We start from the raw sequence: 14,945 nt of genomic DNA, 5'->3' as shown, positions 1-14,945 counted from the left end.
AGTAGATGAGTTGAAGTCAATACTTGATAAGCTATTGAATCAGGGTGAGTTAGTCATTAAGTGGCATCGAAATATAAAAAACAAAGGAAATAATGGTTATATTGCAATTTAAATGCTGATTAGCTTAGCACTGCTCCTGCCTTGGCGCTAAACAAACAATATCGCTGGTTTTTCACCATCAACTGTGACCAACAAAAAAATTCTCCTCCGACTTTCGTCGAAGGGGTAATACAAAGAGTCGAACTGAATCCAACCGTAGTCAAAGAGCTACAAACTACAGAACTTCTAAAGCGCTATGCTATCTATGCCCAAAATGGAATATGGTACGAAGCACTGACAATACTGGCTGAACTACGTGATAAAAATCCTAAAGATGCAGCACTGAAAGCAGAGTGGCGGAATTTGTTAAGCAGCATCCGCTTAGATGATATTGCAGCAGAACCGATTTTCTCGGAGAAACCTTAGAGGATGTTTTAAAAGTATTTTTCGTAACATCAAAGCCTCGGAAACCTAACCCCCCTAGAACACCAATTCAGCAATCCTGCAAGAATCTCTCCCCCAACCTCTCTTTGCTTGCCTAACGGCAGGCTATGGAAGCGCGGTTTATATAGCGGTTCCCACTTAGATGCGGTACGACATTATATCGCAAGGTGTAGGAGCACGGCATGCCGTGCCCCTACTAATCTTCTTTTTGCAAGATATCATCATCAATCCGTCGCTCCCGATTAATATCGGGACTTTCTGCTGTCCACTTATCATCTATTCCAGGAGATTCAGGAATCATCACAAACTCAGTCTCTTTTGTATGTTTATTGCCCCATTCATCCAAAACATCTTTGATTAGTACTTCTTGCAACCAAATTTTAGCGACAACAGTCAGAGGTAGCGCCAGAAATAATCCTAAAAAGCCAAAGAAAGTTACGAAAAATAGTTGGGCAATTAAGGTTACAGCTGGCAGCAACGAAACTTGCTGTGCCATCACAATTGGTGTGATGAAATTACTCTCAACCTGTTGAATAACAAAGTAGAGAATTAAGACAGCGACAACTTTCCAGGGATCATCCAACAGAGCGATCGCCATTGCTGGGATTACACTAATTGTTGGCCCCAGATTGGGAATTAAGTTCAAAAATCCTGCCAAAATTGCTAAAGCTAGTGCTGCCTTTATGCCCAAAATTGATAAGCCAACCAGACTCATCAGCGCCACTACAAACATGGCAATGAAAGCGCCTGTAATCCATCCTTCCAAAGAGACTTCACATTTATCTAAAATCCCATCTACCCGCCGCCGATAAAATGAGGGGAAAAGCCGCACAAAGACTTTGCGGTAAGCCACGGGGTCGGCTAAGATCATTCCTGTTAAAACTAACACTAGTAAAATCTTGAGGACGACTTCCAAAGAGCCAGATACAAAGGCGAAGGAGTTTCCCAGTACCCGATTGACGAAGGGCTGTGCTTGTTGAATGAGGCTATTGATATCTGGGATGTAGGGAACTAACTCAGGAGGAATACGAGTTCTCAGGGCATCAAGCCAACTATTAAAGCGCCCAAACCCTTTAGGAACTTGATAGGTTAGTTCTTGAAACTGCTGTGCAAAAGGTGGCACAATTAGCCAGAAAAAACCCACGACACCTGCCAAAAAGATAGCTACTGCTAGGAGGACGGCAAATCCCCGCCTCATGCCAAAGCGTTGGAAGCGTTTCGCTAGCCGATTTAAGGTGGTGGCTAAGACAACTGCGGCAAACATGAGCAAAAGCACTTCCCGAATTTGCCACAGGATATATAAAGAAAGAACTATGGCGATTAAGCCGATCCATTGACCGAGGTTCACAGGCTGACTCCCAACGGTTGGCGAGATGCAATTTTCTTGTAATTCAGCTAGGTTAGCCGATTTTAGTCACTTGTGCGTAGATGGTTTGAGTTAAGTTTGTTTCTGTGCTTGGAATCGCCACAGTAATGCGATCGCTATAATCACAATCGGCAAAAATATTATAATCAGCGCGTTGGTTGCTGTCGCCGGAATTAATAGACTTGGCGCTGCGTACTTAATCAAGACCGATAACAAAGCCGAGAGTAAAAGCAGTTTCAGAACTAATCCTAGTTGATTTTCCATAACAGTACGGTAATACACATTTTTCTGTTGGGTATGCACGAATTTAGGCTGCACTATCTACTTTCTAGAATAGAAACTAATAGTTCATACTTTCTTGCCCACATTGTTGACTTATACCTACCACAATTCCGAGCAAGATAATCACTAGTTAAGCATTTGTTGAATTAACTAATACAGTATCTTTCGATGTGTTTTTGTGTGAGATATGACACAATCATAAATTTCCTAATCTCATGATTTACCTACCAGTTTCATTACTACTATTTCTAGTATTGTTACTACTACTACCATTCATTTGGTTTGCTGTAGCAGTAGATGTAGTGGAAATCGCAGTAGCCAAGCTGGGGTTTTCTCCCAACATCGCTTTTTTATTGCTTGTGCTAGTAATTTTTACCAGCACTATAAATATACCCCTATACCGTCTAGTAACTGACGTTCAACTAGCAGGTGACTTCGCAACCCTGTGGTTAAGTGAATTTTGGGGTATTCCTTTAAGGAAAGTGCAACGCTCGACTGTGGTAGCGCTGAATGTCGGCGGTGGCTTAATTCCGGTGGTGTTGGCACTGTACCAATTTACTCAGGGAAATGCTTTAGCAATTTTGCTAGTAACTGCCATTGTTACTATCGTTAGCTATTATGCAGCGCGAGTAGTGCCAGGAATCGGTATCCAAATGAATCCTTTACTGGCTCCCCTGACGGCTGCTTTATTTGCAATGTTAATCGCTGCACCCCATGCTGCTCCTGTAGCCTTTGCTGGTGGTGTACTCGGAACCTTGATTGGTGCTGATTTGCTACATCTCAAAGATATTCAGGCCATGAGTGCAGGAGTACTCAGCATCGGCGGTGCTGGTGTCTTTGATGGCATTGCTTTGTGTGGTCTATTTGCTCTGTTATTGAGTTGAAAAAGAGTCATTGGTCATTTGCAAAAAACATCGCGCAGCCCGCCGCAGACATGATAACAGACGCTGCACGAATAAAGACAAATTTGGAGGGTACATCAAAATGCCAGTTGAAACTAATAACAAAAGATCCATCAAACCGTCCAAAGTTCAGCGGTTTGGTGGGAATTTCTTAGTTTTACTAACCTTGTTGTTACTACTACTGAACTTTATTGTTCCGAGTTTTTTTGTATCGCGATCGCTACAAGTTCCCTATAGCACTTTCCTGGCTCAAGTAGAAGCGGGGAAGGTAGATCGAGCGATTGTGGGTGGCGATCGCATTGAATACACGATCAAAACTCAAACTCCAGATGGTAAACCCACTGAACAAGTGTTTACTACTACACCAGTAGCCATTGATCTAGATTTGCCGAAAATTCTGCGTGAGCATGATGTCGAGTTTGCTGCACCACCACCAAACCCAAATGCCTGGATTGGCACTTTACTTAGTTGGGTTGCACCACCGTTAATTTTCTTTGGGATTTGGGGCTTGTTAATGAGTCGCCAAGGTGGCCCGGCTGCGCTAACGGTAGGTAAAAGCAAAGCCCGCATTTATTCTGAAGGCAGCACTGGTGTAAAATTTAGTGATGTGGCTGGTGTAGATGAAGCCAAGGCGGAGTTAGAAGAGATTGTCGATTTTCTCAAAAACGCTGGTAAATACACCACACTAGGGGCAAAAATTCCGAAAGGTGTGCTGCTGGTAGGGCCTCCGGGGACTGGTAAAACATTATTGGCAAAAGCGATCGCAGGTGAAGCTGCTGTTCCTTTCTTCAGCATTTCTGGTTCAGAATTTATCGAACTGTTTGTGGGTGTGGGTGCTGCACGAGTCCGCGACTTGTTTGAACAAGCCAAAGAACAAGCTCCCTGTATTGTGTTTATCGACGAGTTAGACGCACTAGGTAAATCTCGTGGCGGTGCTGGGCCAATTATGGGTGGTAACGATGAGCGCGAACAAACTCTCAACCAGTTACTCAGCGAGATGGATGGCTTTGATGCCAACACAGGCGTGATTATCATCGCCGCCACTAACCGTCCAGAAATTCTCGACCCGGCTTTACGCCGTCCTGGTCGATTTGACCGGCAAGTTGTTGTCGATCGCCCTGATAAAATTGGTCGGGAAGCAATTCTCAAAGTCCACGCCAGAAATGTCAAATTAGCCAATGATGTCGATTTGGGCAAGATTGCTGTTAGAACTCCTGGTTTTGCTGGAGCAGATTTAGCCAACCTTGTAAATGAAGCTGCCCTGTTAGCTGCACGGCGAAATAGCCAATCTGTGACAATGGCAGATTTCAACGAAGCTATTGAACGCTTGGTTGCTGGCTTAGAAAAACGCTCTCGCGTGTTGAATGACACAGAGAAGAAAACTGTCGCCTATCACGAAGTTGGTCACGCGATCATCGGTGCGTTGATGCCAGGTGCTGGTAAAGTTGAAAAAATCTCCGTTGTACCTCGTGGTGTCGGTGCATTGGGTTACACAATTCAGATGCCGGAAGAAGACCGCTTTTTGATGCTGGAAGACGAAATTCGCGGACGCATTGCTATCCTTTTGGGTGGACGTTCTGCTGAAGAAATCGTTTTTGGCAAAGTGTCTACCGGCGCTGCTGATGATATCCAAAAAGCTACTGAGTTGGCAGAACGAGCCATTACTCTTTACGGGATGAGCGAGCGACTGGGGCCAGTGGCGTTTGAGAAGAGTCAACAGCAGTTTCTTGAAGGTTACAGTAACCCGCGTCGGGCTATTAGTCCGAAAGTGGCGGAAGAAATTGACCGGGAAGTTAAGCAGACGGTGGATAATGCTCACCATATTGCCTTGACTATTCTGCAACATAACCGCGACTTACTAGAGCAGACCGCAGAGGAACTGTTGCAACGAGAAATTCTCGAAGGCGCAGATTTGCGCGATCGCCTAACCCAAGCTCAAGTACCGGCTGAAATGGAAGAATGGTTGCGGACGGGTAAGATATCGGAAGATAAACCACTGCTGCAAACACTGCTGGTTTAATAATTGCAGATTGAATTGAAAAGCGATCGCCTACTTCAAGAGCGATCGCTTTTTTACGTCAAACTCAGTCAGCCATGTATTATCGCTTTAGTGTGATATCATGTCCGCTTAATTAGTTATTATTCAGGGCATCTATGCAAAAATCTTAAAACTCTCTTTCCCCCTGCTCCCTGCCCCCTGCCCCCTGCGGTCTTAATGATAAGTCTTTTACCGGACATGATATTATCTGTCATTGCGAACCAATGAGGGGCAATACTTGTCGGTTAAGGGGAAAGGGGAAAGAAAAAACCTTTAACCTTTACCCCAAACCCAATGCCGAGTTAAAAATGCAAAACCCGAGCAGTATTGCAATGAGGGGCGTTTTTAGCCTCCGGCTGGGAACGAAAGTTTGAGGGGTGCGCTTAACATAATGAAACCACGCACATCATGGCCTCTTATATTTCACAGAATTAAAAATAGCGATAATTGTCCAGTAGGGCACATTGATTAATTTAAATTTTGGCATTAAAATCATCATTTCTTTACATTATCCGGAGGATTACAACTTTATTTTGTAGTTATATATATTCCGATCGCACTAGGTCACGCTTACAAATGAATCGGGTTGCTCGCCGTTGTATTTCTTACTTGCTGTGTTTGGGATTAGTAGTCGTTTTAACAGTTTTTTCACCCTCTTCACTGCCAGTTTATTCCCAAAAAACAAGACCTTTAACTACAGAAATTCGCGGCGTTTGGATCACTAATGTTGCTAGTGGTGTACTATTTGTCCCTTGGGGGATTAACCGTGCTCTAAATCAATTATCATCTCTAAACTTTAATACAATTTATCCTGTAGTTTGGAATCGAGGACATACTTTTTATAAAAGTACTGTGGCCAAAATGACTACAGGATCAGATACTCAACCTTTGCTCAACTTTATGCATGGTGGACAGGATGTTTTAGCAAAGATAGTAACACTTGCCAAAAATAAAAATTTGAGAGTCATTCCTTGGTTTGAATACGGGTTCATGACACCGCATTATTCACAATTAGCAAGGCGTTATCCTGACTGGTTGACAATTGGGCAAGAAGGTATAAGGTCTACCCAAGATGCCCCACCAGAAGAAATTGACAATGTTTTGGTAAGTAAGCTGGCCTGGTTGAACCCCTTACATCCGCAAGTGCAAGAGTTTATCCAAGAGCTAATTTTGGAAGTAGTCAGGGATTACGATGTAGACGGTATTCAGCTTGATGACCATTTTGGGATGCCTGTACAGTTTGGCTACGATCGCTTCACTATTGAACTCTACCAGCAAGAGCATCAAGGCAAAAATCCCCCTGGTGATCCTTTTAACTCAGAATGGATGCGTTGGCGAGCAGACAAAATTACTGATTTCATGGCAGAAATCTATCAAGCGGTGAAGGCGGTTAAACCCAAAGTCAAAATATCTCTGTCTCCCAACTATCAAGCTTTTGCCTATAAATATTATTTGCAAGATTGGGAAAATTGGTTAAAAAAAGGTTTGGTTGATGAGTTAATTTTGCAGGTTTATCGAAATGACAAAAACTCTTTTATCGCTCAACTGGAACAATCATCAATAAAATTGGCTCAAAGTCTAATTCCTGTAGGTATTGGTATATCAACGGGAACGGTGCGTAATCCTGTGAAAATGGCACAAATTAAAGAACAAGTTGAGGTTGTGCGCGATCGCAATTTTGCTGGTATCTCCTTTTTCTACTGGGAAAGTCTCTGGGGTTACATCGTACCAGAATCACCCCAACAGCGACGCAGAGCTTTTTTTGATATGTTTAATGCTAAAACTGTCAGACCATTAAAAATAAAGAAAGTTTGATGCCACCCGCGTCGGAAAATACTAAATTTAGCTTTACATTGCTGTGGACTTTCGCTACTTTTGGCGGTTTTTTATTGAGTTTACTCTTGATTGAAGTTGGCGAGAAACCAGATATTGGGGTAGTAGAGGCGGCTATTGGCGGATTTGCGATCGCACTTCCTCAAGGTTGTCTTCTCAAAGAACCTATCTTCTGTATCAGGTGGATTTTGTCAAGTCTTTTAGGTTGGAGTATCATTACCGCTATCGGTATTGGTGCCGTGGGTTGGATTGTACCTAGCACTCAAATTCTCCCTGTGAGAATCCTGTCTGGGACGATTTATGGTGCGCTTGGCGGCTTGGGGATTGGATTAGCACAATCATTGGCAATTCCCCAGCCTATGCCGTGGCGATGGATATTTGCCTCTTCGGCAAGTTGGGCTGTTGCTGTCCCTGTGGGTTCTGTTGTGGGGATGATCTTGCGCCACCTAATGCAGTTATTCTTCGGCGAAGTTATGGGATTAGCTATTACTTGGCTGCTGGTTGGTATCCTCACAGGAATGAATGCTCACAAGTTGCGGTCGTGAGTTCCTATTCTCTTGTTCGCGCCGGCATGATAGCATGTGTACATAAACACCTGTTGAAAAAATAGCTTTTCTTTATATCAGTTCATGCCAACATAGATATATAGCGGTTCCCACTCAGATGCAGTACAACATTATATCGCTAGGTGTAGGGGCACGGCAGTGCCGTGCCCCTACGGGTGTACCTCACATAAACGAGAACCGCTATAATATCGGACTTACTTATATATATCTATAACTGTTCAAGTTATGGGTGAAAAAATTGACAGATTTGTAGAGAAGACTGACGATTTTATCGATACAACTAAAGCGCGAAACGCTGTACTAGACGGGGTAATACTTGAATTACGAGAAAATCAGATGTCAACTAATTCTGCTGTGGAAAGGTTGGATAGAATCTTAGAACAATTGCTGAAGCGAAACGAATAGCAAGCAACCTGTAGACAAGCCACGCAACCATCTTGGACTGAGGATGGAATTGAGCATCCTTCCGACTTTCTAATGTCTCTTCCCATTCCCCACCCTTGACCAATAAATTTATTAAAAATTGTAAATTTAATTTATGTATACTGATATATGCACTTAGATATATGCAATAATCTTGAAAAACCGTTAAAAATCAAATTTCAGTAAGTTTGCCCTAACCTGCAAATGTATTTTCGCCTTCAAAAAGCAGGATTTGTTAAGCTGACTCCTACTTAGCTTTCCTAGATTTCTGACAAGAAGTAGAGAAAGATCCAAATTTCGATGAGCAACAGCTGACAATACTTTGCTATAGGCGCTAAAGTGCATCTACTACAAGCATAATTACAAGAGAGCGCCTAGAAGAGTCAGTAATACCAGACAGGGACTCTCGCATGAATATAAATCCAACGGAATCAACTATAGAGTTGACAAAATTATCACCACCTCAGATTCTCTTCGGCACAGAAGTAGATGAGAAAAGTAGTATTGAGCAGTTTATACTGAGCATGTACGATTCTGTGCAGGCATCAATATTTGTAGTTGATGTTCTGGAGGACGGAGATTTTCGGTATGTGGCACTTAATCCCACTCATGAGCAGTGGATAGGTATTCGCTCAGATGATCTCCGAGGTAAAAAACCAGAAGATATTCTTTCGCCAATCGATGCTGCCAAGGTGCGTCAGCATTACGCTGAATGTGTGCGCTTCGGCAAAACTATTTCTTATGAACAATGTTTGCAATTCCAGGGGGTGCCGACTTGGTGGAGTACTACTCTCACCCCGCTACGGGATGCTAAGTCTCGGATTTATCGACTGATTGGTACTAGTAGCAATATCACTCCTGTGAAGCAAGCAGAACAAGCAGTTGGACTCCAGCTTGAACGGGAGCAACTGCTAGAAGCGATCGCTGGACGGATTCACCAATGTGTAGAATTTGAGACAATTCTGCATCAGACTACAATTGAACTCCGGCAGTTTTTGAATTGCGATCGCATCCTAATTTATCGCTTCGAGACTGACGGCAGTGGAGTAATCATTGCAGAATCAACTGTGACTGCGAGTGATCCCCTGTTGGGAAAAAATATTACCGATCCCTGCTTAGGTGGCAAACATCGAGAACACTACGGGCGAGGTTGCATTCAAGTTATCGAAGATATTTATGCAGCTGGGTTGCATCCTTGCCATATAGATTTTCTGGCATCTTTGCAGGTGAGAGCCAATCTAGTCGTGCCGATTTTCAAAGAGCAAGATATGTGGGGGCTATTGATTGCCCAGCATTGCCATCAATCGCGTCAATGGCAGCAAACAGAAACTGACTTACTCAAACAATTGGCAACTCAAATCGGCATTGCTGCTGGACAGGCAGAACTTCGTCAGCAAATCAAGGATCTCAAAGCAAAGTTAGAGTTGCACAAACAGAAGCATAAAAATCAATTGCAGCAGGTGCGAAACTTTGAAGCCTTGGTGCGACGCATGACAGAACAAATCCGCGACAGTCTGGATGAAAATCAGGTGTTGCAGACTCTCACCCAGGAATTAGCAGAGTTACTCAACCTTGATCGTTGCCAAATCGAACTCTATAGCACCTGCCAAACCCTGGTAACTATTACCTACGAGTACAGCATTAACTTACCCCAGTGTCAGGGATTGACTAGACAAATTGCAGACCGTCTTGAAGTTTATCAGCCGCTATTGCAAAAACAAGCTTTGCAATTTTTGGAAATTGTGCCGGGATGGCAACCAAAGTTGTTGGTTATGTCCCAGATGGCTTGTCCAATTTTTGATACTCAAGGGATTTTGGGAAATATTTGGCTGACAAGACCAACACAAGAGGCATTTGATGAATTTGAAATTGAGTTAGTACAGCAGGTTGCAAGTGAATGTGCGATCGCTATTCGTCAAGCCCAACTTTACCAACAAACCCAGGCACAGGTTAAAGAACTAGAAAAATGCGATCGCCTCAAAAACCAATTTCTTAGAAACCTGTCTCAAGAACTGCGAACACCAATAACTAGCATCAGCCTTGCAGTCCAAACCCTCGAAAGTGTCCTCACACCAGAAGAAATATTAGATATAGAAATAGTTCCACAACTCTTGCAGATTCTGCATAACGAGTGTGGGCGAGAAAGCAAGTTAATTAACGACCTACTCACACTCACATATCTAGAAGCCGAACCCGATCCCCCAACTTTGATTGCCATTGACTTACAAAGTTGGCTTAACCCGATTGTCGAGTCTTTTCGAGACCTCACCAGCTGCCAGCGACAGCAGTTAAACCTGAGTATTGATCATGCACTCCCGCTTTTAGAGACAGATATCACCGATCTGGAACGGATTATCACCGAACTACTCAACCATGTCTGCAAATATACCCCGGCAGGTGAGACCGTCACAGTTTCTGCTCACCTAACAACCGATGCAGTAGAGCTTAATATTAGTAATTCTGGACTAGAGCTTACCAGCAATGAACTGTCACGGATTTTTGAGCCATTCTATCACCTTTCCAAACATGATCCTTGGAAACATAGCGGCACTGGACTGGAATTGGCATTAGTGCAGAAAATGGTCAGACATTTAGGCGGCTCAATTTATGTAGCGAGTGGAACCGGTCAAACCACCTTCACCATCAAATTCCCGCTTTAATTCGTTTTTTGGGCGCGGCACTAGCTAAATTGTCAGAAGTCTGCTATGATAGTTATTCGTGTGGGTGACTAGCTCAACGGTAGAGCAGTAGACTCTTAATCTATTGGTTGCGGGTTCAAATCCCTCGTCACCCACCTCCAGATATCCAAATTTTCTCTCACTTTTCTCTCAGAGGATAACTTTAATTTAAGCCAAGAGACACAATAAAGGTGGATAGTTACAGGAAGAGAGAACTATTATTTTTACTTATTAATATAATTTTTGTTTATAGGTTAGCTATCAAAGCTGTATCTAGATAATTCCTAAGAACTTATTATAGCGATTCCCACTCAGATGCGGTACAACATTATATCGCTAGGTGTAGGGGCATGGCAATGCCATGCCCTTACCAGTGTATTTGTATCATTATTAAAGTGAAATGGTATCACAACTCAATGATAAAACTGCTTCGTAAATGAAAGTCAGCCTCCCCGCCTCGATGAGTTAATGCCCAGTAACTCATCGAGGCATTTCTGTGTTTAAGAACTGTAGTAATGGCAACTTCAATAGCTTGTTCTGCCGAGATAATTTTATCCAAATCTACATCCAAGGCAAGTGCTAAACCGTCTCCTTGATTATGAACATTAAACGGTAGCTTTTCAAAGGCTGTTTCCTCTTGCATACCTTGACGGTAGCCATCAAAGCGGTAGACATTCCAGTGCCCACCTGGGGAGAGGTTGAATTCCCAATATCGTTGAGAATTTCTGATGCCAAGGAAGAACTCAAAGCAGGTATCTTTCCACAATTCATGCTCGCGTGATGGCGTATTTGATGGTGGAGTGAGCCTTGGTAACGCAATTTCTTTGATGTCACCTCCAAGCATATAACAGATGGCAAGTTGATTAGAATTTCTAGCGATATTACCTGCAATTTTCAAATTAGGCAGAGACTGATTAGAAGGGAAAGGTTGCAGGGAAAATGTCTGGTTATTCATTTCATATCTTTGATAATGTTACGAATCTGCATTTCTTGGGATTCAATACTTTCAGTAAGCTTAAACTGGACGATCGCTCTTGCCAAGTTATGTTCTGGGTGTTTAACTTTGAAGTAGATATTCCCTGCTAAATAATCAGCAAAGAATCTCAATCCTAATTCAAAAGAAATTAGCCGAATTGCATCGTATATATATGCATAGTCATTTTCTGTAAGAAATGCCTTTGCCACGGAGAGATAACCTTTTAGGATTCCCTGACACAGATCAGTATCGAAATAAATACTTTCCTTATTCTCGGTTTCTTCTCCAGCTGGATTGCAACCCGATCGCAGGCAATCACCAATGTCGTAATGTACCAGACCGGGTTTAACGGTGTCCAGGTCTATGACGCTGACGGCTTGCTGGGTAACAGTGTCAAACATGACATTATTGATTTTTGGATCGCCGTGCATCAGACGCAGGGGTAGCTTGCCTTCAGATTTGGCATTTTCTAGGATATGTGCAAAACTTTGGCGATCGCTAACAAACTGTAAGCAATAATTGACTTCCGAAGATTGACGCACACTAGTTTTCGCCAACACTTCCTCGTAATGCTGGAGATAAAGCGGTGTAATATGGAACCCTTGAAGGGTGTCGGCGAGTTCTTCTGGTGGCAAATCGCTAATTAGATTGTGGAACATCCCCAAGGCATAACCGATTTCTGGCGCGTGTGAGCGATCGCGCATAGTATCAAAAGACTGTGAGCCTTCAATAAAGCTTATCGCTCGCCAGAAGGAGCCGTCTGCATCCCTCCAGTGGTCTTGGGCATCCTTGGTTAATAGTACGCGTGGCACTTCCCAGCGACGATTCAGGGAGATGTGCTGTAACCGTTTGCGAACATGCTCAGTGAAGGTACGCATATTCTGCATAATCAGTTGTGGCTGCCGAAATACCTGCGTATTGATGCGTTGCAGGATAAAGTGTTGTTCTTTTGAAAAATCTAGAGTCACTAAAAAGGTGTCATTGATATTACCACTTCCAAAAGCTTTAACACCTGTAACCTTCCCCACCCCAGCGAATTGATCAGCGATCGCAACCAGATTCTCTGCGCCCTGTGTATTGAATTCTTCTGTCATGTGTTTGACCTGCGCTACTCCTCACCTAAATTGCACGAAGGCAATAGGGGATATCGTAGCGCAAGTGTCAAAATAATTCGTAATTAAAAAGGGTTTGTTTCCTAATGCTACAAAAACCTCCACTGGTCGGTTTTAAAAGTACTGTATGCCAGCACAGGGCGGGACACTGAATAACTCATCGGAGATATTGCTCTCGCCGGCCCCATGCTAATTCAGGAATTAGGAAATCTCGTCGCTATCAACCCACTCATCATAGGATGAATCATAACCAATGTAGTGAACAAAGTATTGCTGATTTTGGATTTGCTCAATCGTTGCAGAATACCAAGCCTCTTGGTCATCATCCCAACATTTTACTTTTTGCCCCACTGCATATCCATTGTCATCTGTGGAGCGAAGATCGCGAGTCCGAATGTCATCTTCGCCCACCCACTCGTCATAAGATGAACCGTAACCAAGGTAATGAATAAAGAATTGGTCATCTTGGATTTTCTCAATTGTTCCCTGATACCAATCTTCTTCCTCACCATCCCAGACTTCTACTGTTTTGCTGACTTCATACTGATTTTTATCTGACTTGACAGCAGAAGCTGACGAAACATCTTGAATAGGCTTTTGTTGCTCTTGTTTAATTTCTTCTTTTACTAAAGCATAGGCTTGCAAAATTAAACTGCGAACGACAGTTTGAATTCCTGTATGTTCGTAATAATTGGTAGTTTGGTCTAAGAATGCTGCGACAAAATCTAAATTATCATCAGCAATCTGAATAAAATTACCTAAATGACTAGAAATTGATTGCGGGGTTATGCCTGTTTTGGATACTAAGTTATTCATCCAACCTTGCACCGAGTTGAAACCTTGACTAATAAAACCAACTTTATCAGAGGGGTTACTACCTGGTAGAAAGTTATTGATGGCTAAGAAAACCGGATTTTGAGTTATTGCGCCGGCATCAGTGCCACTAATAACTCCCTGAATCTTGCTGAGAAAGTCGGGGCCTAAGGGCAGAATTCCGTCTATACAAACTAGAGCTATCATCCGCATTAAGGATGCATTTTGATAGTTGTTAGCAAGGGAATTAGCAAACTCTTGGGGATTCGGTTGAGGAATGCCATTTAGTTTGCAAAAGGCGATGATTTCGACGGCGATTTTTAGTACTAAGTCAATGGATTGGGTTACGTCAGCTTTGGGAGTAATGTTGCCTAAAAAAGACAGAAAGCCGATTTTCTCACTAATTTTATTCGCTAAAGCCGCCGTTGCCATAGCTGTGTCTGCCTTATCAATTGTTTGATAAAGTTTGACTGCAAACTGGTAGCCTTGTTGAGGATCTTCGTATAGAACAACGGCGCGATCGCGGATTTTCTGGATTACCTTAGCATCGGTAACTCCTGTAATGCTGCGAATATTATTCTCAAACCCCGTCAAATTGCTCCACTCACCTGGCGCTACATAATCAAGAGCATTTAAAACTTTGACAGTGATATTGTCAGTCGGTAATTCGTCAACCAACTGAATAATTGATTTATCCATCAGCCGATCCTCAAAACTCCAAATTATCCTTACAACACAGTTCAAATAAACCCACAACAACCAATGCCAGTGGCTACCCTACGGGAAGCCTTTCTCTGGTCAAGGCTGCGCGAATTACTGAACCGTATTAATAGAGTTCCCTGACCTGACCAAAAAATAACAACTGGCGATCGCTAGCCAAAAAATCACCAAGAAGCTCCGGGGCAGGGTGCAGGCAGCAGGGGGAGCAAGCCCTGCCCCGTTCGCGCAGCGTCTCCAAGAGTTGCCGTGGAGCGGAACATGGGTATGAAGCCCCGCCATAAAGGGCGATCTTACTGGGGCAGAGTAGTCGCTTCCGTCTCAGTTTTCCCCCTTGCTCCCTGCCCCCTGCTCCCCTGCCTCTTTTGACCTCTCATCTGCTGACTTTTTGAACTTGTGAGTCTAAATCTGAGCGCAACTCAGTATCAACATATTTGTTTTTTTAACCTATTGATAGCGGTTTCTTAACGTTACTGGGATAGTTTGAGGTTGCTGAATACGAATTAATACTAGTAAGGTATGTAGCTGTTTTTTGAATAGATGCCCAAGTTTTTCCTTACGGATATTGCGATCGCCCAAACTTTGAAGTAAGTTTTTGCATCCATTCTTTTGTGGCTATGGGAGGCGATCGCGCCACCAATGAGTCTAAAACACCTATTTGACTCTCAGTATCTTGAATGTGTAAATGATTTTATCTGTATGAAAACCACATTTTGATGCATTTTATTACAGCAAGTGATTATTCTTGATTACCAA

Annotated in this window: 12 protein-coding genes and 1 tRNA gene; 8 read left to right on the top strand and 5 right to left on the bottom strand. The window is 43.0% G+C overall.

Annotation, left to right across the window (positions count from 1 at the left end):
* Nucleotides 1–141 precede the first annotated feature (141 nt).
* Complete coding sequence (locus tag H6G92_RS20810; RefSeq protein ID WP_242059254.1) at nucleotides 142–465, top strand: DUF928 domain-containing protein; 324 nt, start codon at nucleotides 142–144, stop codon at nucleotides 463–465.
* A 214-nt stretch (nucleotides 466–679) separates the two neighbouring features.
* Here the strand turns inward: H6G92_RS20810 and H6G92_RS20805 are convergent, their stop codons facing one another.
* The gene (locus tag H6G92_RS20805; protein ID WP_190895499.1) at nucleotides 680–1,831 is read right to left on the bottom strand and encodes an AI-2E family transporter; all 1,152 of its coding nucleotides are present in this window, start codon (nucleotides 1,829–1,831) and stop codon (nucleotides 680–682) included.
* A gap of 90 nt (nucleotides 1,832–1,921) precedes the next feature.
* Nucleotides 1,922–2,113: a hypothetical protein gene (locus H6G92_RS20800; RefSeq protein WP_190895503.1), complete on the bottom strand. Its 192-nt coding sequence runs from the start codon at nucleotides 2,111–2,113 to the stop codon at nucleotides 1,922–1,924.
* Nucleotides 2,114–2,346: 233 nt separating this feature from the next.
* On the opposite strand from H6G92_RS20800, the gene H6G92_RS20795 reads away from it, so the two are divergent.
* From H6G92_RS20795 to H6G92_RS20765, 7 genes are all read left to right on the top strand, one after another.
* Nucleotides 2,347–3,015 carry a DUF1614 domain-containing protein gene (locus tag H6G92_RS20795; RefSeq protein WP_190895498.1) on the top strand — a complete coding sequence of 223 codons (669 nt, stop codon included), beginning with the start codon at nucleotides 2,347–2,349 and terminating at the stop codon, nucleotides 3,013–3,015.
* 100 nt (nucleotides 3,016–3,115) lie between these two features.
* On the top strand, nucleotides 3,116–5,053 hold the full coding sequence (gene ftsH / locus H6G92_RS20790; protein ID WP_190895497.1) for an ATP-dependent zinc metalloprotease FtsH: 1,938 nt from the start codon (nucleotides 3,116–3,118) through the stop codon (nucleotides 5,051–5,053).
* A gap of 594 nt (nucleotides 5,054–5,647) precedes the next feature.
* Nucleotides 5,648–6,886: a glycoside hydrolase family 10 protein gene (locus tag H6G92_RS20785; RefSeq protein WP_190895496.1), complete on the top strand. Its 1,239-nt coding sequence runs from the start codon at nucleotides 5,648–5,650 to the stop codon at nucleotides 6,884–6,886.
* Nucleotides 6,886–7,449, top strand: a complete 564-nt coding sequence (locus H6G92_RS20780; protein WP_190895495.1) for a hypothetical protein — start codon at nucleotides 6,886–6,888, stop codon at nucleotides 7,447–7,449. The genes H6G92_RS20785 and H6G92_RS20780 overlap by 1 nt, the downstream gene beginning before the upstream one ends.
* Nucleotides 7,450–7,695: 246 nt before the next feature.
* Complete coding sequence (locus H6G92_RS20775; RefSeq protein ID WP_190895494.1) at nucleotides 7,696–7,875, top strand: hypothetical protein; 180 nt, start codon at nucleotides 7,696–7,698, stop codon at nucleotides 7,873–7,875.
* A gap of 428 nt (nucleotides 7,876–8,303) precedes the next feature.
* Nucleotides 8,304–10,553 carry a sensor histidine kinase gene (locus H6G92_RS20770; protein WP_190895493.1) on the top strand — a complete coding sequence of 750 codons (2,250 nt, stop codon included), beginning with the start codon at nucleotides 8,304–8,306 and terminating at the stop codon, nucleotides 10,551–10,553.
* Nucleotides 10,554–10,615: 62 nt separating this feature from the next.
* A tRNA-Lys gene (locus H6G92_RS20765) sits at nucleotides 10,616–10,687 on the top strand.
* Nucleotides 10,688–10,977: 290 nt separating this feature from the next.
* On the opposite strand, the gene H6G92_RS20760 is transcribed toward H6G92_RS20765, so the two are convergent.
* The 3 genes from H6G92_RS20760 to H6G92_RS20750 all read right to left on the bottom strand — a co-directional run bounded on the left by H6G92_RS20760 (nucleotide 10,978) and on the right by H6G92_RS20750 (nucleotide 14,171).
* Nucleotides 10,978–11,526: a DOMON-like domain-containing protein gene (locus H6G92_RS20760; RefSeq protein ID WP_190895492.1), complete on the bottom strand. Its 549-nt coding sequence runs from the start codon at nucleotides 11,524–11,526 to the stop codon at nucleotides 10,978–10,980.
* A complete protein-coding gene (locus tag H6G92_RS20755; protein WP_190895491.1) occupies nucleotides 11,523–12,641 on the bottom strand; it encodes a phosphotransferase enzyme family protein in 1,119 nt (372 codons plus the stop codon). The genes H6G92_RS20760 and H6G92_RS20755 overlap by 4 nt, the downstream gene beginning before the upstream one ends.
* Nucleotides 12,642–12,860: 219 nt before the next feature.
* Complete coding sequence (locus H6G92_RS20750; RefSeq protein ID WP_190895490.1) at nucleotides 12,861–14,171, bottom strand: Tudor-knot domain-containing protein; 1,311 nt, start codon at nucleotides 14,169–14,171, stop codon at nucleotides 12,861–12,863.
* Nucleotides 14,172–14,945 lie beyond the last annotated feature (774 nt).

The organism is Nostoc foliaceum FACHB-393, assembly GCF_014698505.1.
In the GTDB taxonomy this organism is placed as follows: Bacteria; Cyanobacteriota; Cyanobacteriia; order Cyanobacteriales; family Nostocaceae; genus Nostoc; species Nostoc foliaceum_A.
This window is presented reverse-complemented; position numbering and strand designations above follow the sequence as displayed.

Bases quoted from the DNA above. Each gene is read 5' to 3' on its own strand.
- H6G92_RS20800 (WP_190895503.1), bottom strand. From the start codon at position 2,113: ATGGAAAATCAACTAGGATTAGTTCTGAAACTGCTTTTACTCTCGGCT.
- H6G92_RS20795 (WP_190895498.1), top strand. From the start codon at position 2,347: ATGATTTACCTACCAGTTTCATTACTACTATTTCTAGTATTGTTACTA.
- ftsH (WP_190895497.1), top strand. From the start codon at position 3,116: ATGCCAGTTGAAACTAATAACAAAAGATCCATCAAACCGTCCAAAGTT.
- H6G92_RS20785 (WP_190895496.1), top strand. From the start codon at position 5,648: ATGAATCGGGTTGCTCGCCGTTGTATTTCTTACTTGCTGTGTTTGGGA.
- H6G92_RS20780 (WP_190895495.1), top strand. From the start codon at position 6,886: ATGCCACCCGCGTCGGAAAATACTAAATTTAGCTTTACATTGCTGTGG.
- H6G92_RS20775 (WP_190895494.1), top strand. From the start codon at position 7,696: ATGGGTGAAAAAATTGACAGATTTGTAGAGAAGACTGACGATTTTATC.
- H6G92_RS20770 (WP_190895493.1), top strand. From the start codon at position 8,304: ATGAATATAAATCCAACGGAATCAACTATAGAGTTGACAAAATTATCA.
- H6G92_RS20760 (WP_190895492.1), bottom strand. From the start codon at position 11,526: ATGAATAACCAGACATTTTCCCTGCAACCTTTCCCTTCTAATCAGTCT.
- H6G92_RS20755 (WP_190895491.1), bottom strand. From the start codon at position 12,641: ATGACAGAAGAATTCAATACACAGGGCGCAGAGAATCTGGTTGCGATC.
- H6G92_RS20750 (WP_190895490.1), bottom strand. From the start codon at position 14,171: ATGGATAAATCAATTATTCAGTTGGTTGACGAATTACCGACTGACAAT.